The organism is Nocardia pneumoniae NBRC 100136 (assembly GCF_000308755.1).
GTDB classification, from domain to species: Bacteria; Actinomycetota; Actinomycetes; order Mycobacteriales; family Mycobacteriaceae; genus Nocardia; species Nocardia pneumoniae.
The window spans coordinates 32,512-50,595 of the sequence record NZ_BAGF01000024.1; the positions used below are offsets into that span (position 1 = coordinate 32,512).

General features: G+C 68.2%; 14 protein-coding genes and 1 tRNA gene. 11 read left to right on the forward strand and 4 right to left on the reverse strand.

Features of this window, described 5'->3' with window-relative positions; all coding sequences use genetic code 11:
- Positions 1-265: 265 nt before the first annotated feature.
- Positions 266-339: transfer RNA gene (locus ON34_RS06345), tRNA-Arg, on the reverse strand.
- Positions 340-540: 201 nt separating this feature from the next.
- On the opposite strand from ON34_RS06345, the gene ON34_RS06350 reads away from it, so the two are divergent.
- The 8 genes from ON34_RS06350 (at position 541) to ON34_RS06380 (ending at position 12,797) form a co-directional block, all read left to right on the forward strand.
- On the forward strand, positions 541-2,574 hold the full coding sequence (locus tag ON34_RS06350) for a bifunctional copper resistance protein CopD/cytochrome c oxidase assembly protein (RefSeq protein WP_040775494.1): 2,034 nt from the start codon (positions 541-543) through the stop codon (positions 2,572-2,574).
- A complete protein-coding gene (locus ON34_RS06355) occupies positions 2,571-3,539 on the forward strand; it encodes a serine/threonine dehydratase (protein WP_083889177.1) in 969 nt (322 codons plus the stop codon). Before ON34_RS06350 ends, ON34_RS06355 begins: the two co-directional genes overlap by 4 nt.
- A 161-nt stretch (positions 3,540-3,700) precedes the next feature.
- Positions 3,701-4,198 (forward strand): single-stranded DNA-binding protein, encoded by a 498-nt coding sequence (locus ON34_RS06360; RefSeq protein ID WP_174372003.1) that lies wholly within the window; start codon positions 3,701-3,703, stop codon positions 4,196-4,198.
- A gap of 80 nt (positions 4,199-4,278) precedes the next feature.
- Positions 4,279-5,955, forward strand: a complete 1,677-nt coding sequence (gene ettA / locus ON34_RS06365) for an energy-dependent translational throttle protein EttA (RefSeq protein WP_040775496.1) — start codon at positions 4,279-4,281, stop codon at positions 5,953-5,955.
- A gap of 413 nt (positions 5,956-6,368) precedes the next feature.
- Positions 6,369-6,491 (forward strand): hypothetical protein, encoded by a 123-nt coding sequence (locus ON34_RS38025; RefSeq protein ID WP_281032437.1) that lies wholly within the window; start codon positions 6,369-6,371, stop codon positions 6,489-6,491.
- A gap of 192 nt (positions 6,492-6,683) precedes the next feature.
- The gene (locus ON34_RS06370; protein WP_040775499.1) at positions 6,684-11,624 is read left to right on the forward strand and encodes an NAD-glutamate dehydrogenase; all 4,941 of its coding nucleotides are present in this window, start codon (positions 6,684-6,686) and stop codon (positions 11,622-11,624) included.
- 8 nt (positions 11,625-11,632) lie between these two features.
- Positions 11,633-12,085, forward strand: a complete 453-nt coding sequence (locus ON34_RS06375; RefSeq protein ID WP_051022201.1) for an acyl-CoA thioesterase — start codon at positions 11,633-11,635, stop codon at positions 12,083-12,085.
- A gap of 46 nt (positions 12,086-12,131) precedes the next feature.
- Positions 12,132-12,797 carry a DUF8185 domain-containing protein gene (locus tag ON34_RS06380; protein ID WP_040775502.1) on the forward strand — a complete coding sequence of 222 codons (666 nt, stop codon included), beginning with the start codon at positions 12,132-12,134 and terminating at the stop codon, positions 12,795-12,797.
- A 524-nt stretch (positions 12,798-13,321) separates the two neighbouring features.
- Here ON34_RS06380 and ON34_RS06385 read toward each other — a convergent pair.
- Positions 13,322-13,633, reverse strand: a complete 312-nt coding sequence (locus ON34_RS06385) for an AzlD domain-containing protein (RefSeq protein WP_040775505.1) — start codon at positions 13,631-13,633, stop codon at positions 13,322-13,324.
- A complete protein-coding gene (locus ON34_RS06390) occupies positions 13,630-14,325 on the reverse strand; it encodes an AzlC family ABC transporter permease (RefSeq protein WP_040775601.1) in 696 nt (231 codons plus the stop codon). The genes ON34_RS06385 and ON34_RS06390 overlap by 4 nt, the downstream gene beginning before the upstream one ends.
- Positions 14,326-14,378: 53 nt before the next feature.
- On the opposite strand from ON34_RS06390, the gene ON34_RS06395 reads away from it, so the two are divergent.
- Entirely contained in the window at positions 14,379-14,945 is a 567-nt protein-coding gene (locus tag ON34_RS06395) for a helix-turn-helix domain-containing protein (protein ID WP_040775509.1), read from the forward strand.
- Positions 14,946-14,949: 4 nt separating this feature from the next.
- Here ON34_RS06395 and ON34_RS06400 read toward each other — a convergent pair whose 3' ends face one another.
- Entirely contained in the window at positions 14,950-15,654 is a 705-nt protein-coding gene (locus ON34_RS06400; RefSeq protein ID WP_174372004.1) for an HNH endonuclease, read from the reverse strand.
- 236 nt (positions 15,655-15,890) lie between these two features.
- Between ON34_RS06400 and ON34_RS06405 the strand changes: the two genes are divergently transcribed.
- Together ON34_RS06405 and ON34_RS06410 are read left to right on the forward strand one after the other, a co-directional pair.
- The gene (locus ON34_RS06405; RefSeq protein ID WP_040775514.1) at positions 15,891-16,295 is read left to right on the forward strand and encodes a globin; all 405 of its coding nucleotides are present in this window, start codon (positions 15,891-15,893) and stop codon (positions 16,293-16,295) included.
- An 82-nt stretch (positions 16,296-16,377) separates the two neighbouring features.
- Positions 16,378-17,982, forward strand: coding sequence for a glycoside hydrolase family 13 protein (locus tag ON34_RS06410; protein WP_373291874.1), 1,605 nt, complete (start codon positions 16,378-16,380; stop codon positions 17,980-17,982).
- The last annotated feature ends 102 nt before the right edge of the window (positions 17,983-18,084 follow it).

The window sequence follows — 18,084 nt, forward strand, 5'->3', positions numbered from 1 at the left end:
GCCGTGGTGGCGGCTGGTCCGGGTGGGGCGCCTCGTCGCGGACGTCCACGACGATCGGTCCTCCGGTACGCACAGCGCCTGTCGCGAGTGCGGCGGCGTGCCGCCCGCAACCGGCTCGCGAAGGTCTCGGCAAAGCCGGGCCGGTCTGCGCACCACTCACCCGGCGAGCGGGCGGCCCGGCGAAGATTTCTGGGGTGTTTGAGTTTCGCGGCGAGCGGGTAATAGCACTGGGGACCGGCATCGTTGCAGGTCACCAGTGCTGTTGCGCCCCCGGCAGGAATCGAACCTGCGACCTAGGGATTAGAAGGCCCTTGCTCTATCCAACTGAGCTACGGAGGCAGTGGGTTCCACCATGGCCGACATTGGCCGTGCTGTCCAGCGGGCCAATTATAGCGACCGTCCAGGTCGCCAGTTTCTTAGCAGTAGCAACGTTTCAGCCACCCCGAGACCGTAGTCGACGCACTGTGGTGATCCGCGGCCCAGAATATCCGCCCAAACCCGACCGGGCCACGGAATACCAGCCGAACTACGCTCGATCGCATGTCGTCCGCGTCTGCCCCGTCCGCCGCACCCGATGCCGAGGCTTCCCGGCCCGGGGCGACATTCGCGGCGGTCACGGCGTTGTCCGGCGCCATCGCGGCCGTGGTCGCGGCGCTGGTGGTGGGGCTGTCCGCGGCGCAGGCGCTGAGCTTGCTCGGCATTCCCGACCCGGGCGCGTCGACCACCTACGGCCTGCCCGCGGTCCGTGCGCTGGCCGATCTCTCCGCGGCGCTGACGGTCGGCTCTCTGCTGTTCGCGGCGTTCCTGGTGCCGCCACAGGCGAACGGCCTGCTGGACGTCGGCGGATACCGCGCAGTGCGCAGGGCATCGAATTTCGCGTTGGTCTGGGCGTGTTGCGCCGCGCTGCTCGTGCCGCTGACCGTCTCCGACACCACGGGCCAGCCGGTGACCGACATCCTCCGGCCGGAGAGTCTGTGGCGGGCGATCGCGCAGATCGAATTGGCCGGCGCTTGGCGCACCACCGTGATCTTCGCGCTGGTCGTCGCGGTCGGGTGCAGGTTGGCGTTGCGCTGGGGCTGGACGCCCGCGTTGTTCGGCGCCTCGATCATCACAATGATGCCGTTGGCGTTGACCGGGCATTCGTCCTCGGGTGGATCGCACGACGTCGCCACCAACAGTCTGATCCTGCACCTGGTTTCGTCCGCGGTCTGGGTCGGCGGATTGTTCGCGGTGCTGGCGCACGCCCTGCGCGGCGGGGCGTACACCGACGTGGCGGCGCGGCGTTTCTCACTGACCGCGACCGTCGCCTTCGCCGTGATCGCGGTCAGCGGCGTGCTCAACTCGTGGGTCCGTGTACCGCTGGACGAGCTGTTCACCAGCACTTATGGCAGGCTCGTGCTGGCCAAAGCCGCGGCGCTGGTGCTGCTGGGCGTGTTCGGCTATCTCCAGCGCCGCGCCGCGCTGCCCGCTCTGGCGGCGGACGCCGGCGATCGTGCCGCGCTGATCCGATACGCGGGCGTCGAGGTGCTGATCTTCGCCGCGACCGTCGGCCTCGCGGTGGGACTCGGGCGCACGCCGCCGCCACCACCGGACTCGGTCCCCACCCCGGCGGAAGTGGAACTCGGCTACAACCTGGCCGGGCCACCGACCGTCGCCCGGCTGCTGTTCGACTGGCGGTTCGACCTGATCTTCGGAACGCTGTCGATCGTGCTTGCGGTGCTGTATCTGCTCGGTGTGCGGCGGCTGCGTGCGCGCGGGGACGCGTGGCCGGTCGGGCGCACGCTCGCCTGGCTGTCCGGCTGCGTGGTGCTGCTGATCGCGACCTCCTCCGGGGTCGGCCGGTATTCGCCCGCGATGTTCAGCGTGCACATGGGTGCGCACATGGCGTTGTCGATGCTGGCGCCGATCCTGTTCGCGCTGGGTGGTGCCGTGACGCTGGCGCTGCGGGCGCTGAAGCCCGCTGGCCGCGGCGGTGTGCCGGGTCCGCGGGAATGGCTCCTGGCCGCGGTGCACAACCCGGTATCGCGTTTCCTGACCCACCCGGTGGTGGCCTCGGCGATCTTCGTCGCCGGTTTCTACGCGCTGTACCTGGGCGGCATCTTCGACACCTACGCCGACTCGCATGCGGCGCACCTGCTGATGAACGTGCACTTCTTGCTCAGCGGCTACCTGTTCTACTGGGTGGTGATCGGCATCGATCCCAAACCCAGGGAAGTGCAGCCGCTGACCAAGCTGGCCATGGTGTTCGGCTCGCTGCCGTTCCACGCGTTCTTCGGGATCGCGCTGATGAGCATGGCGACGGTGCTGGGTGGCTGGTTCTACCGCGGCCTCGGCCTCGGCTGGAACGCCGATCTGCTCGGCGACCAACGCACCGGCGGCAGCCTGGCCTGGGCAAGCGGCGAGGTTCCCCTGGTGGTGGTGATGCTGGCGTTGCTGATCCAATGGTCCCGCAGCGACCAGCGGCTCGCGCAGCGCACCGATCGAGCCGCCGAACGCGACAACGACGCCGCCCTCGCCGCACACAACGCCATGTTCGCCGAACTGGCCAAGCGAGATGGAGAAGTGCGTAAGTGAGTGAACGCGCCACCACGGTCTCCCCACACAGACCGATCGGGCGGGTGCAACGGTCGGACGTGCGAATCGCGCGCAGGCGGATGGCCGGGCAGATCCGCAAAACCCCGGTCTTCCACACGTCCGTCGAGAGCCCGTCGGGTCCGGTGCCGGTGACGCTGAAGCTCGAGCACCTGCAGCACGCCGGGACCTTCAAGGTGCGCGGCAGCCTGAACGCGCTGCTGGAATCGGGGCAGGACAACGACCAGGTCGTCATCGCGTCCGGCGGCAACGCTGGCATCGCGGCCGCGCTGGCCGCCGCGCGACTGGGCAAGTCCTGCACCGTGGTCGTCCCGGAGACCGCGCCGCACGCCAAGGTGGCCGCGATGTGGTCGCACGGCGCCGAAGTGCTCTGGTACGGAACCAGCTACGCCGAGGCGCGGCGGCACGCGACCGAGCTCGCCGCCGATCGGGGCGCGCTGCTGCTGCACGCCTACGATCTGCCCGCCGTGGTGGCCGGGATCGGCGTGCTCGGGCTGGAGCTCGAGGAGCAGGTGCGAGGACGACCGCCGGTGCTCGCCGCGGTGGGCGGCGGCGGATTGGTCGCCGGGGTCGCGGCCGCGCTCGGGCGCCGTCAGCAGGTGATCGGGATCGAGCCAGAGGGCGCCGCCATCCTCGGTGCGGCGCTGGAGGCGGGCAGTCCCGTGGATGTGGTCGGGTCCCGGGTCACCGTGGATTCGCTCGGCCCGACCAGGATCGGTGACATCGCGCTCGATGTCGCCCGCCGCAACCGTGTGCGGTCGTTGCTGGTCAGCGAGGACGCGATCGGCGCGGCGCGCGAGTACCTGTGGCGCGAGTTCCGCATCCTGGTCGAGTTGACCGGAGCCACCGCGCTGGCCGCCATTCACAGCGGCGTGTACGTCCCCGCGCCGGATGAACGACCGATCGTCGTCCTGTGCGGTGCGAACACCGACGTGGCGGTGTTCTGACCCGGCATGTATGAAACATCTCATTTTCACACGTCGGATAGTTGTGCACAATCGCGGATCGGGTCTCCCGGCGTGGGTGGATTCCGAGCACGCTGAAGGGGCCCTCCTGGAGGGGGAGGAAATCCGGACCAGCCCGGACCCGAATGCGAAGGGGTGTGACAATGTACGAGGCGAACGCGACCGTCATCGGGACGATCGCTACTCATCCGATCAAGCGGGACCTGACCAATGGCGAACAGGTGGTCACGTTCCGGCTGGCGAGTAATTCCCGCAGGCTCGATCACACCTCGGGGCAGTGGGTGGACAACGGCACGCTGTATCTCACCGTCAGCTGCTGGCGCAGGCTGGTGGCGGGTGTCGACGCGTCCCTGCGCCGCGGCGACCCGATCATCGCCTACGGTCAGTTGCGCTCGCACGAGTACCGCAGCAAGGACGGCGTCGAGCGGCGCGATCTGGAGATGCGCGCGACCGCGGTCGGCCCGGACCTGTCCCGCTGTGCCGCGCACGTCACGCGCTGGTCCGATCTCGCGCCGCGGAATACTTCGGCGGGTTCCAGCGCTGAAAGTCACGAGCCGGTCGGCGACGCGCCGGGGGAGGACGTCGCGGCCGCAAGCTCCACACCTCCCCGCGGCAGCGCGCCCGAGCCCGTCGGCACTTGATCGCATGACCGGTTTCGTCCAGACGGCAGTGGTAGCTCTGCCTCGTCCCCTCGTTTCCCGCACCGATAGGCTGCACACTTATGGCTGAGTTCATTTACCAAATGAAGAAGGTTCGCAAGGCGCACGGCGACAAAGTCGTGCTCGACGATGTCACCTTGAACTTCCTTCCCGGCGCCAAGATCGGCGTCGTCGGCCCGAACGGCGCGGGGAAATCCAGCGTGCTGAAGATCATGGCCGGACTGGACCAGCCGAACAACGGTGACGCGTTCCTCGCCGCCGGTGCCACGGTCGGCATCCTCCAGCAGGAGCCCCCGCTCAACGAGGAGAAGACCGTCCGCGGCAACGTCGAGGAGGGGCTCGGCGAGATCAAGGTCAAGCTCGACCGCTTCAACGAGATCGCCGAGCTGATGGCCACCGACTACTCCGACGAGCTCATGGACGAGATGGGCAAGCTCCAGGAGGAGTTGGACCACGCCGACGCCTGGGACATCGACTCGCAGCTCGAGCAGGCGATGGACGCGCTGCGCTGCCCGCCGCCGGACGAGCCGGTCACCAATCTCTCCGGTGGTGAGCGCCGCCGGGTGGCGCTGTGCAAGCTGCTGCTGAGCAAGCCCGACCTGCTGCTGCTCGACGAGCCGACCAACCACCTGGACGCCGAGAGCGTGAACTGGCTCGAGCAGCACCTCGCGCAGTACCAGGGCGCCGTGCTGGCGGTCACCCACGACCGGTACTTCCTGGACAACGTCGCGCAGTGGATTCTCGAGCTCGACCGCGGCCGTGCCTACCCCTACGAGGGCAACTACTCCACCTACCTGGAGAAGAAGGCCGAGCGCCTCGAGGTGCAGGGCAAGAAGGACCAGAAGCTGCAGAAGCGGCTCAAGGAAGAACTCGCCTGGGTGCGTTCCGGCGCCAAGGCCAGGCAGGCGAAGAACAAGGCCCGCCTCGGCCGGTACGAGGAGATGGCGGCCGAGGCCGAGAAGATGCGGAAGTTGGACTTCGAAGAGATCCAGATTCCGCACGGCCCGCGTCTGGGCAACGTGGTGGTGGAGGTCGAGCACCTGGACAAGGGTTTCGGCGACCGCCAGCTGATCAAGGATCTGTCGTTCACCCTGCCCCGCAACGGCATCGTCGGTGTCATCGGGCCGAACGGTGTCGGTAAGACCACGCTGTTCAAGACCATCGTCGGGCTCGAGCAGCCCGACAGCGGCGAAGTGAAGGTCGGCGATACGGTCAAGCTGAGCTACGTCGACCAGAACCGAGCGGGCATCGACCCGAAGAAGACGGTGTGGCAGGTGGTCTCCGACGGCCTGGACTACATCGAGGTCGGCCAGCAGGAAATGCCCTCGCGCGCCTACGTGAGCGCCTTCGGTTTCAAGGGTCCCGACCAGCAGAAGCCCGCGGGCGTGCTCTCCGGCGGTGAGCGCAACCGCCTCAACCTGGCGCTGACCCTCAAACAGGGCGGCAACCTGATCCTGCTCGACGAGCCGACCAACGATCTCGACGTGGAGACCCTCGGCTCGCTGGAGAACGCCCTGGAGAAGTTCCCCGGCTGCGCCGTGGTCATCTCGCACGACCGCTGGTTCCTCGACCGCACCTGCACCCACATCCTGGCGTGGGAGGGCGACGCGGACAACGACGCCAAGTGGTTCTGGTTCGAGGGCAACTTCGAGGCGTACGAGGCGAACAAGGTGGAGCGTCTCGGCCCGGAAGCGGCCCGCCCGCACCGGGTTACGCACCGGAAGCTGACTCGCGGCTAGGTCGGCTACGGCGGGATGGGTGCAGCCGATCCGCACCCATCCCCGCTCGCCGGGTCTCTCTTCTCTGATGACGGCGGCAGGTATCGCCACCGCCGTCGGGCCGTCCGGGCTGCACCGGTGGGTCGGAAGCGGACCAGGCTGTCCGGCACGAGGGTTCTGGCATCAGATAGGTTCGCGGCGCCATATTTTGGCTGAGGCGACCTCCGGCCGATAAGTGGCAGCGGTGCGCGGAGTGGGCGGATCTCGACTGTGGCCTGGTATTTTGCTGATATCCCGGGCGTGGCGTGCAGGGTCCCCGCGTCAGCGGCTGAGCGGCTGGATGGTTGGCCCGACGAAGCGGAATCCGGAACGTTGATCGACAACCCGGAACAGGAGTGACACCTACCCGCGCGTAGCTCGCTAGGGTGGGAGTTGTGAATGCGCAGGCGCAGTTCGAGCAATCGGTGGCCGGGACCACCGACGCGGTGGCCGAGCTGACCCGAGGTACCGGTACGGCGCCACTGCCGCCGCGGATACGACCGGTAGCGCTCACCTGACGTTCGCGGGTCCGATCTTGTACGGCGCCGAGGTCTCGACCGTTCGACCTCGGCACATGAGCGGCGAACTCCGCGGCCGTGGTGAACACCCAGATACCGGAAGGGAATTCACCCGCGCGTCTTCGGCGCACAGTTACTCTCGGACCGGCGTCACTTTGTTACGGAACCGATATCCGAGGGAGTTGGCGAAAAATGACCGTCTCGTCCGAATTGTCCAGCGCGGCGTGGGCCGCGGGTTTGCCGCAGTCGCTGCGCGGCGAACTCGCGACGCTCGAGGAAGCGTATTTCCGCCACGTCGACGCGGGCGATGTGGACTGTGCGATCACGGGCATCACTCAGATCTTCCGCCGGCACATGGAGTTGGCGGTGACTCGCCTCCCCGGTCGCGCGTTGGTGCGGGTGTACCACCCTGATGACGGGTCAGGGATCGGCGCCGCGGTGCAGATCGTCACCGACGACATGCCACTGCTGGTGGAGTCGATCAGCTCGTCGCTGAGCCGGATGGGTGTCAGCGTCAGCGAGATCATCCACCCGATCTTCGAGGTCGAGCGGGACGAGGAAGGGCGGCTGACGCACGCCGCGCCGCACGAGGTCGACGGCACCGGCGCGGGCGCGCTCCGCGAATCCTGGATGCACGTGCAGTTGCATCCGTCGACCGGTCCGGCGCTGCTGGCCAGGGTCGAGGCCGCCGTGCCGGACGTGGTCGACGACGTGCGCCAGGTGATCGGCGACACCGAGGCCATCCGGGACGTGCAGAGCAAGCTGGCCGACGACCTGGAACTGGCCGCGCGGTCCGGGTCGGCGCCGTTCGCCGCCACCGATCTGGTCGACACGGCCAATCTGCTGCGCTGGCTGGCGCAGGGAAACTTCACCGTCCTCGGCTATGCCCGCTACCGCCTGAGCGCCGACCAGGGGCAGGAGACGTCCACCGCGCTGCCCGGCACCTGCCTCGGCGTGCTGCGGCCGGACGTCGGCACCGACTTCCACGTTCCGGTCAACGGCGGCGACCGTCCGCTGCTCACGCTGACCCAGGGATTGGTGCCCGCCACCGTGCACCGCTCGGTGTACCCGTACTTCGTCGGTGTCGCCGACTTCGACGCGACCGGGACGATCGTCGGCGAGCATCTGTTCATCGGCGTCTTCACCGTCACCGCGGTGCACGAGAACGTCTTGGACATTCCGGTGATCGAACGCCGGGTGCGTTCGGCGATCGAGGCGAGCGGATTCGATCTGGATTCGTTCTCCGGTCAAGCCATGCTCGAGGTCATCCAGTCCTTCCCGCGCACGGAACTGTTCTCCTCCGACGCCGAGACGCTGCGCCGCACCTCGACCGCCGTGCTGAACGTGGGCCTGCGCCGCCAGGTGCGCCTGTTCCTGCGCGCGGACACCTACGGCCGCTATGTCGCCTGCCTGGTGTACCTGCCGCGGGACCGCTACACCACCAGGGTGCGGCTGGAGATGCAGGACATCCTGGTCCGCGAATTGGGCGGGGTGTCCATCGACTACTCCGCGCGAGTGGGCGAAAGCGATTTGGCCCGTGTGTATTTCACGGTGCGGATGGCGGAGGCCGAGTCCGGCGCTCCGCGTCAGGCGCCACCGGCCGCCGACACCTCCGAAGCCAACCGATTGCGCCTGCAGAACCTGCTCGCCGAGGCGAGCCGCACCTGGGACGACCACCTGAACGACGAGGTGAGTACGTCGACGGTGCTCGATCCCGCCGTGGTGCAGCGGTATGCGGAAGCCTTTCCCGAGGGCTACAAGCAGGATTTCTCCGCCGCTCGCGCGCTCGCCGACATCGTGCGCTTGGAGCGGCTGCAGGACGGCGGCATCGACCAGTACCTGTACCGCAAGCCGGATTCGGAGCCGGGTTTGTGGCGCTTCACCCTCTACATCGGCGGGCGGGGCATCTCACTGAGCCAGGTGCTGCCCGTCTTGCAGAGTCTCGGCGTCGAGGTGGTGGACGAGCGGCCGTACCAGGTCGAGCTGGAGACCGCGGCCGACGGCGGCGCGGGCGGCGAGCGGTGGATCTACGACTTCGGTCTGCTGGCTCGCCCGGAATTGCTGCGCAGTTCGCTGGACCGGGATCTGGACGCGGAGTTGCTCGAGTCCTCCAAGCGCGCCGACGTGCTGGAGGCGGAGGTGCGAGGTCTGCGCGAACGGTTCGTGGAAGCGTTCGAGGCGATGTGGTATGGCCTCGCGGAAGCGGACGGCCTCAACGAGCTCGTCCTGCGCGCTCGGCTGCCGTGGCGGGCCGTCTCCATCCTGCGGACGTATGCGAAGTACTTGCAGCAAGCCGGTTTTCCGTACAGCCAGGCGAACATCTGCCGTGTGCTGCTCACCTATCCGGATATCGCGCGGTTGTTCGTCGACCTGTTCGCGGCGCGTTTCGATCCCGACACCGTCTCCGCCGAGCACGCCGCCGAACTGGAGATCCAGGTCCGCGGTCGGATCGATGAGGTCGTCAGCCTGGACGCGGACCGCATCCTGCGCGCGATGCTGGGCTTGATCAAGGCGACACTGCGGACCAACTACTACGTGACGGACCGGGACGGCAGGTCGCGCGATTACGTCTCGGTGAAGGTCGAACCGCAGGAGATCGCCGAATTGCCCCGGCCGCGTCCGCAGTTCGAGATCTTCGTCTATTCGCCGCGGGTCGAGGGCGTGCATCTGCGTTTCGGTCCTGTGGCGCGTGGTGGTTTGCGGTGGTCGGATCGGTTGGAGGATTTCCGGACCGAGATTCTGGGTTTGGTGAAGGCGCAGGCGGTGAAGAACGCGGTGATCGTGCCGGTCGGTGCCAAGGGCGGGTTCGTGGTCAAACAACCGCCCGCGGCGACTGGCGATCCGGTGGCGGATCGGCAGGCGTTGGGTGCGGAGGGTGTTGCCTGCTACCGCACCTTCATCTCCGGTTTGCTGGATATCACCGACAATGTGGATCGGGCGACCGGTGAGGTGTTGCCGCCTGCTCGGGTGGTGCGCCGCGATGGTGACGACACGTATTTGGTGGTGGCCGCGGACAAGGGGACGGCGACGTTTTCGGATATCGCCAATGAGGTGGCTCAGAGCTACGGGTTCTGGCTGGGTGATGCGTTCGCCTCTGGTGGGTCGGCGGGTTATGACCACAAGGCGATGGGGATTACGGCCAAGGGTGCGTGGGAGAGTGTCAAGCGGCACTTCCGTGAGATGGAGATCGATACCCAGACGCAGGATTTCACTGTTGTGGGTGTCGGTGACATGAGTGGTGATGTGTTCGGCAACGGGATGTTGTTGTCGGAGCACATTCGTTTGGTGGCCGCGTTCGACCACCGGCACATCTTCCTCGACCCGAACCCGGACGCGGCCGTCTCCTTCGCGGAGCGGCGGCGGATGTTCGCCCTGCCGCGTTCCTCGTGGGCCGACTACGACGCCTCGCTGATCAGCACCGGCGGAGGCGTGTGGGACCGGACGGTGAAGGCCGTGCCGATCAGCCCGGAGGCCAGGGCGGCGCTCGGACTGCCCGACGATGTCGAATCGCTGGCACCGCCGGAACTGGTTCGCGCGATCCTCCTCGCGCCGGTCGACCTGCTGTGGAACGGTGGCATCGGCACCTACATCAAGGCCAGCACCGAGACCAATGCCGAGGTGGGCGACAAGTCCAACGACGCGGTCCGCGTCAACGGAAACCAATTGCGGGTCAAGGTGATCGGCGAGGGCGGCAATCTCGGTGCGACCGCCCTGGGGCGCATCGAGTTCTGCCGCAACGGCGGCAAGATGAACACCGACGCGCTGGACAACTCCGCGGGTGTGGATTGCTCCGACCACGAGGTGAACATCAAGATCCTGCTGGACGCGGTCGTCTCCGGCGGACAGCTGCCCGACACCGAGCGCAACCCGCTGCTGGCCTCGATGACCGACGAGGTCGCGCAGCTGGTCCTGCGGGACAACGTGGCGCAGAACTTCCTGATGGGAATCTCGCGCACCGAGGCGCCGCAGATGCTCAGTGTCCAGATGCGGCTCATCGAGGATCTCGAGCAGCGCCGCGGCCTGGACCGCGAACTCGAGGCGCTGCCCTCGGATCAGGAGATGAAGCGCAGGCTGGAGGACGGCGGTGGTCTGGAATCGCCGGAGCTGGCCAACCTGATGGCGCACGTGAAGCTGTCGCTCAAGGCCGATCTGCTCGATTCCGACCTGCCCGACAGCCAGTACTTCGCCGCGCGGCTGCCCGACTACTTCCCGACGCCGCTGCGCAGCCGTTTCGGTGCGGCGATCAAGCGGCACCGGCTGCGCAGGGAGATCGTCACCACCATGATCGCCAACGAGATGGTGGATTACGGCGGTATCACCTACGCGCACCGGTTGAACGAAGAGATCGGCGCGACCACCACCGACGCGGTACGCGCCTTCGCCGCGGCCAGCGGCATCTTCGACCTGCACGAGATGTGGACGCGGATCCGGGCATGCGACGCGCCGACCTCGGTGCGCGACCTGCTCGAGCTGGAGACCAAGCGGACACTGGATCGAGCGTCGCGGTGGCTGCTGAGCAACCGGCCGCAGCCGATCGCGGTCGGCTCGGAAATCAGCCGGTACCGCAACGAGGTGCGGGTACTCGCACCGAAGGTGCCGGGCTGGCTGCGCGGACACCACGTGTCCACGCTCACCGACCAGTCCGCCGAGCTGATCGCGCGCGGTGCGCCCACCGATCTGGCCACCGAGGTCTTCGGCCTGCTCAACCTGTTCCCGTTGCTGGACATCGTGGACATCGCCGACATCACCGATCGGGACGGTGACGAGGTCGGCTCGCTGTACTACGCGCTCAACGATCACCTCAAGATCGATTGGCTGCTGCAGGCGGTCAGCCACCTCGAACGCGGCGACCGCTGGCACGCGCTGGCGCGGCTGGCGTTGCGCGACGACATGTACGGGTCGCTGCGTTCGCTCACCCTCGACGTGCTCTCCGGCGGTGACCCCGAGGAGACGGCGGACGAGAAGATTGCATACTGGGAGTCGAAGAACCAGTCCCGCCTCGGCCGAGCCAGGGCGGCGCTGTCGGAGTTGTTCGAGTCCGGGACCCACGATCTCGCCACGCTGTCGGTTGCGGCGCGGCAAGTGCGGAGCATGGTGAGCGGGGTGGGCGCTCAGTCGGAGGTACCACGGTGACGAGGTCTATGCACGGAGACGGGAGAGCGGCGGGCAGCCTGGTGCTGCCCAAACGCTTCCACGCCAAAGTGGACGTCAGATGGTCGGACATGGACGTGTTCCAGCACGTCAACCATGCCCGCATGGTGACGCTGCTGGAGGAGGCGCGGATCCCGTGGCTGTTCGAGGACGGCCGCCCGACCGCCCCGCTGCGCGAGGGCTGCGTGCTCGCCGACCTGCGGGTCCGCTACCGCGGCCAGCTGCGGCACGAGGACACGCCGCTGGATATCGCCATGTGGATCGAGCAGGTGCGCGCGGTCGACTTCACCATCGGCTACGAGGTGCGCGCCTCCGGCGCCGAGCCCGATTCACCGGCGGCGGTGGTGGCGTCCACCCAGATCGCGGCGTTCGACATGCGGGCGCAGCGGTTGCGCAGGCTCACCGACGCCGAGCGCGATTATCTGTCCGAGTGGATGGAGTGAGCCCTCGCGTCGGTGGTCGTCCAGCGGTGACGGCGGAGCAGCCGTGATGACGGAACAACGAGTGCTGCACGTACCCGATCCCGCCGAGCGGGAGAATCTGGCGACCTTCCTGACCAGGGCGGCGCGTCTGGATCCCGCGGCGGTGGTGCGCCTGCGCCGCCGCGGGGAACACTATGTCGCCGCATGGGTGGCGACCGGTTTCGAGGCGCTGGCGGTGCGCACCGTGGTCGCCGAGCTCGGCGTCGACGATGTGACCGTCGGCGCCGAGCTGGTGCTGGCCGGGCTGGCCGCCGGTAGCCCGATCGACCTCGGATATTCGATGGACTCCGCCTGGCGTGGCGCACTGCCGCCCGCGGACGGCTTCGCGCATGTCGACGACGTGCCCGCGCGCACCCTGGTCGAACTCGCCGAACAGGGTGCGCGGCTGGCGAAGGAACACGGCAGCAGCCACGGTCCGCCCGCCTCGCTGCTCGACCAGGCCGTGCTGACCGTTTCCGGGGCGGGCACCCAGGTACAGGTGCCGATGCGGGTCGTCTTCGCGCTCACCGCAATGGATTTCATCCCGCATTCGGGCGAGAAGGCCGATCCGCGCCGCATCCCGCCCGCCGAGATCGTTCGGGTCCGCGCGACCAGGACATGGTTGCGGCTGGACGCTCGCTACGGCTCGGTTGCCCGCCGCATCGGCGGCGGAATCCCCCTGCTGCCGCAGTGAGCTGTGTTTGATTTGCAGCGCCTGCGGCGCTGCGTGTTCGCGGCCCCTGTGTGGCTCGCGTCCGAGCGACCGCCGCTTGCGACTTCGTCGCTTGCGCGGCGGCCGCTCGGACGCGAGCCGGGCCGCGAACGGGGAATGCTCGGTCTCGCTTCGCTCGAAAACAAGGGCCGGGCCGACGTGTTGCGATGGCAGGCGATCGCTACATCCACAGTCGGGGTTGGGTCGGTCCGGTTTTGTGCGATGGACAGCGCGCCATCGAGGTGCGCTATCCGGAGGGCTTGCCGGCCAGTGCCCGCAGGTGGCGACTCGATCGGGGGACCCACGGATCCTGCTGCGCGGTCAGGCGATTGCTGTGCTCTGCGAAAGCACGGTCATTGCGTGTTTGGGTTCCGGGGCGAATTCCCTTGTATCACATGGCTGCCCGCAAACGATCGATGGAGTGGACGGCGCCGTCGGTAGGAGGGGACGGCGCCGTCCCGGATGAGTACTGTGGAAAGCCTGGCCGAGAACGGATTTCGGATTGGTCAGGAGACGCCGAGCAGGCGCAACAGCGCTGTGGTCGCGGCGGCGGCCAGGATCACCACCAGGATGGGTTGCTGTTTCCAGGCGAGTGCTCCGCCGACGAGAACTCCTGCGGGCACGGCGAATCCGAGATCACCCGTGCCGAGCGGCAAGGTCATGACGGCGACCAGTGCGGTGAGCAGGACGACCGCGCCGATCTCCAGCAGGCGCACCGCGCGTGCGGGAATGCGGACTCGTTCGCGCAGCGCCGGACCGGCCCAGCGGAACGCGTAGGTGCCCGCGGCGAGGGCGACTATTCCGGCGGCCAGCATCATCGCGCTTCCTGCTGGACGGCCGGATCCGGTCGTTCGCGCGCCGCGACGAGCACGCCCGAAAGAGCGAGCAGGACGGGCAGTCCGGTGGGCAGGAACGGTGCGCTGGCCAGCGCGACCGCGGTGCCCGCGGCGGCCGCGCCGAGCGTGGCGCGATCGCGCAGGGCAGGCAGCACCAGCGCGAGCAGCACCGCGGGAAACACCGCGTCCAATCCGAGGGCCGCGGTGTCGGGGACCACCGACCCGATCAACGCTCCGATCGCCGCACCGCTGGGCCACGCGAGCAGCACTCCGGCGCCGGTGACCCAATAGGCCGCCCGCTTGCGCCGCGCGTCGGGCTGCGCGATGGCCAGTGCCACGGACTCGTCGTTCATCAGATGCACCCCGAGCGTGCGGCGCCAGCCGGTGCCGACCACGTCGGGGACCGACAGTCCGTACGGCAGGTGCCTGGCATTCACCAGCAGCCCCGCCAGCACCGCTGCGATCGGACTACCGCCGGTGGCGACGATGCCGAGGAAAAGGAATTCCGAGCTTCCGGCGAGCACCACGCACCCGAGGAGGACCGGCAACCAGATCGGGAAGCCCGCACCGACCGCGGTGGCCCCGTAGGAGATCCCGATGACGCCGACGGCGGCGCAGACCGCCACGATGCCCATCACCTCGTCCCGGCCCAGTGTTCGCCATATCGAACGCATGTTTTCTATGGTGAACATGGCAGGCCGGTTCGTCAATATGGTTTTCTGTTGGCATGACGCAGCAGGACGCGACGACGACGCCCCAGGCGGTGATCGCCGCCGCGCTGCGCCGCGAGCGCACCAGGGCCGGGTTGTCGTTGAGCGAGGTCGCCCACCGGGCAGGCATCGCGAAATCCACGTTGTCGCAACTGGAATCGGGGACCGGGAATCCGAGCCTGGAGACATTGTGGGCGTTGTGCGTCGCGCTGGACATGCCGTTCTCCCGATTGCTCGACCCGCCGCGCCCGAACGTGCACGTGATCCGGGCGGGCGAAGGGCCGGTGGTCGCCGCCGAGCAGTCGGAGTATCGAGCGACGCTGCTGGCCGCCGGTCCGGCGAACTCACGGCGCGATCTGTTCCGCATCACGGCCGAACCCGGGCATGCGCGCAGATCGGATCCGCACATCCCGGGCGTCGTCGAACACGTGCTGCTCGCCGAGGGACGCGCGCTGGTCGGTCCCGTCGACGCGCCGGTCGAATTACATCCCGGCGACTACATCGCCTATCCAGGCGATCGGCCGCATGTGTTCGAAGCCCTTGCCTCGCCGACGTGGGCGACGCTGGTGATCGAGTACACCTGAGCGATCAGGCCGCGCCTTCGCCGAGATACTGCAACCACACCGGGTCGAGCTCCGCGGTGGTGGACAGCAGGCGCCAGTGCGGGCCCTTCGGCGAGACCAGCGGGGATCGCAGCGTCCAGCCGAGCTCGCTGAGCAGCTTGTCGGCTTTGCGGTGGTTGCACGGCGCGCAGCTGGCGACGCAGTTCTCCCAGGAGTGTTCTCCGCCCCGGCTGCGCGGGATGACGTGGTCGATGGTCTCGGCCTTGCCGCCGCAGTAGCCGCACCGGTAGCGGTCCCGGTGCATGAGCGCGGCGCGGGTCATCGGCACCCGGGCGCGGTAGGGCACGTGAACGTAACTGCGCAGGCGGATCACCGAGGGGATGGCGACCGACGTCTCGGCGGAGTGCACCACCGGTCCCTCGTCGTTGTGATGAACGGCGTCGGCCTTGTCGCAGATGAGTAAGACGATCGCGCGGCGCGCGGACAAAGCGGTGAGCGGCTCGTAGGTGGCGTTCAGCAGCAGCACCCTGGTCTTGAGCCAGTTCGTGCCCTCGGCGGGCGGTGCGGTGGGGCGGGGGCCATGGTCGTGATGGCCACGATGTCCACCCGGATAATGTTCGGACAAGATGTGCAGCGGAGTAGCCCCCGACCCACGATTGTGGACGTCGGCGGGCTGGAGTTGTCGGTGCGCTCGCACCTCGTGTGACCGCGCACTATGCCGCTGCTTCATCTCGACCTCGATTTCATGATTGGCAGGATCATGTGGTATCTGCGGAGCAGAGACTGTCACCCAGTTGACCATGGAACGTCGGGCATTGCACGGTGATTTCCAACAATGTCCGGTTAACTGTGGCTGAAGAGCTGCCCGGCCGCGACGTTTCCCGGCGCTGAGCGGCCGCGGAACAGCAGCCGCGCGTTGCCGCGGGCACAATGGACAGCGGCGCATCCGGTGAATCGAGAGGGTCTATGACTTCGGGCGAGCAGACAGCGACGTCGTTCTACGAGGCGGTCGGCGGGGCGGAGACGTTCCGGCGGATCGTCGCGACGTTCTATCGCGAGGTCGCGGCCGACGAGGTGCTGCGTCCGCTCTATCCGGAGGAGGACCTCGCTCCGGCCGAGCGCCGGTTGCGGATGTTCCTCGAGCAGTACTGGGGCGGTCCGCGCACCTACTCCGACGAGCGCGGTCATCCGCGCCTGCGCATGCGGCACATGCCGTTCACCATCGGACCGATCGAGCGTGACGCCTGGTTGCGCTGCATGCGCATCGCGGTCGCGGAGATCGAGCCCGAAATCCTCGACGACGAGCACCGCAAGGCGCTGCTGGACTACCTGGAGATGGCCGCCAATTCGTTGGTGAACGCCCCGTTCTGACCACGCCTGCTCGCGCGGCGGGCCGGGCTGCGTTCGACCGCGTTGCGGTCGGCGAAAGTTCGGCTTTGGCACTATTGCGGATGTGAGTGATGCATCAGCCGTAACTGCCCCGGTGGATCGCGCCACCCAGCCGTGGTGGCGGTCGGCCGTGTTCTACCAGGTCTATCCGAGATCCTTCGCGGATTCCAGTGGCGACGGGGTCGGTGATCTCGGCGGAGTCCGGGACAAACTCGGCTACCTCGAACTGCTCGGCGTCGACGCGCTGTGGGTCTGTCCGGTGATGCGTTCCCCGATGGCCGACGGCGGCTACGACGTCGCCGATCCGCGCGACATCGACCAGCTCTTCGGCGGTCTCGCCGCGATGGACGCGCTGATCGCCGAGGCGCACGCCCGCCGGATCAAGGTCACCATGGACCTGGTGCCCAACCACACCAGCGATCAGCACCCGTGGTTCCGCGCGGCGCTGGCGGCGGGCCCCGGTAGCCGGGAACGGGAGCGGTACATCTTCCGCGACGGCCGCGGACCCGGCGGAGCCGAGCCGCCGAACAACTGGCCGAGCATCTTCGGCGGGCCCGCCTGGACCAGGATCACCGAACCCGACGGCACACCGGGCCAGTGGTACCTGCACATCTTCGCCCGCGAGCAACCCGACCTGAACTGGGCCGATCCCGAGGTGGCCGCCGATTTCGAGCAGACCCTGCGGTTCTGGCTCGACCGTGGCGTGGACGGGTTCCGGCTCGACGTCGCGCACGGTATGGCCAAACCCGACGGCCTGCCCGACATGCCCGAGCTCGCCGTCTCGGCGCTGCTCGCACACGACGACACCGACCCCCGCTTCAACAACCCCGCGGTCCACGAGATCCACCGCCGGATTCGCAAGGTGGTCGACGAGTATCCGGACGCGGTGACCATCGGCGAAGTGTGGGTCAACGACAACACCCGCTTCGGCGAGTACGTCCGCTCCGACGAACTGCACCTGGCGTTCAATTTCCGTCTCGCCGAGTCCGCGTTCAGCGCCGAGGCGGTCCGCGACGCGATCGACAACTCACTCGCCGCCGTCGGGCCGGTCTTCGCCGTCCCCACCTGGACGCTGTCCAATCACGACATCGAGCGCGAGGTCACCCGGTACGGCGGCGGCGCGCTCGGTGTCGCGCGGGCGCGGGCGATGATTCTGCTGGAGCTCGCGCTGCCCGGCGCGGTGTTCATCTACAACGGCGCCGAGCTGGGGCTGCCGAACGTGGACGACCTGCCGGAGGAGGTGCTGCAGGATCCCGTGTGGGAGCGCTCCGGGCACACCCAGCGCGGCCGCGACGGCTGCCGGGTGCCGTTGCCGTGGGAGGGCGCCGAGCCGCCGTTCGGGTTCACCACCGGCAGGCCCTGGCTGCCGATTCCCGCCGAGTGGGCGGGGCTGACGGTCGAAGCGCAGCTGGAGGAACTCGGCTCCACCTTGTCGCTGTACCGCATGGCGATCGAACTGCGTCGGCTGCGTCCGGAGTTCACCGGGGACCGGATCGAGTGGTACGGCAGCCCGCCGGGCTGTCTGGCATTCCGCCGATCCGGCGGACTGGTCTGCGTGCTCAACGCCTCCGGCGCGCCGATCCAGCTGCCGCCGGGGGAGGTGCTGCTGGCCAGCGCGCCGTCCGACGGCGGGCAGCTGCCGCCGAACGCGACCGCCTGGTTGGTCTGAGGAAGGCCGAAAGCCCAGGTCACGGCGTGACGACGGCGACATCGACCGGCCAACGGTTCGACCGGACGCAGAACTACTACACACGATCGTCTACCTTTGACC

Excerpts from the sequence above, each read along its gene's own strand:
- ON34_RS06390 (WP_040775601.1), bottom strand. The coding sequence starts at position 14,325 with ATGCGTTCGATATGGCGAACACTGGGCCGGGACGAGGTGATGGGCATC.
- ON34_RS06385 (WP_040775505.1), bottom strand. The coding sequence starts at position 13,633 with ATGATGCTGGCCGCCGGAATAGTCGCCCTCGCCGCGGGCACCTACGCG.
- ON34_RS06360 (WP_174372003.1), top strand. The coding sequence starts at position 3,701 with ATGTACGAGGCGAACGCGACCGTCATCGGGACGATCGCTACTCATCCG.
- ON34_RS06375 (WP_051022201.1), top strand. The coding sequence starts at position 11,633 with ATGCACGGAGACGGGAGAGCGGCGGGCAGCCTGGTGCTGCCCAAACGC.
- ettA (WP_040775496.1), top strand. The coding sequence starts at position 4,279 with ATGGCTGAGTTCATTTACCAAATGAAGAAGGTTCGCAAGGCGCACGGC.
- ON34_RS06380 (WP_040775502.1), top strand. The coding sequence starts at position 12,132 with ATGACGGAACAACGAGTGCTGCACGTACCCGATCCCGCCGAGCGGGAG.
- ON34_RS06400 (WP_174372004.1), bottom strand. The coding sequence starts at position 15,654 with ATGAAGCAGCGGCATAGTGCGCGGTCACACGAGGTGCGAGCGCACCGA.
- ON34_RS06350 (WP_040775494.1), top strand. The coding sequence starts at position 541 with ATGTCGTCCGCGTCTGCCCCGTCCGCCGCACCCGATGCCGAGGCTTCC.
- ON34_RS06405 (WP_040775514.1), top strand. The coding sequence starts at position 15,891 with ATGACTTCGGGCGAGCAGACAGCGACGTCGTTCTACGAGGCGGTCGGC.
- ON34_RS06395 (WP_040775509.1), top strand. The coding sequence starts at position 14,379 with ATGACGCAGCAGGACGCGACGACGACGCCCCAGGCGGTGATCGCCGCC.
- ON34_RS06370 (WP_040775499.1), top strand. The coding sequence starts at position 6,684 with ATGACCGTCTCGTCCGAATTGTCCAGCGCGGCGTGGGCCGCGGGTTTG.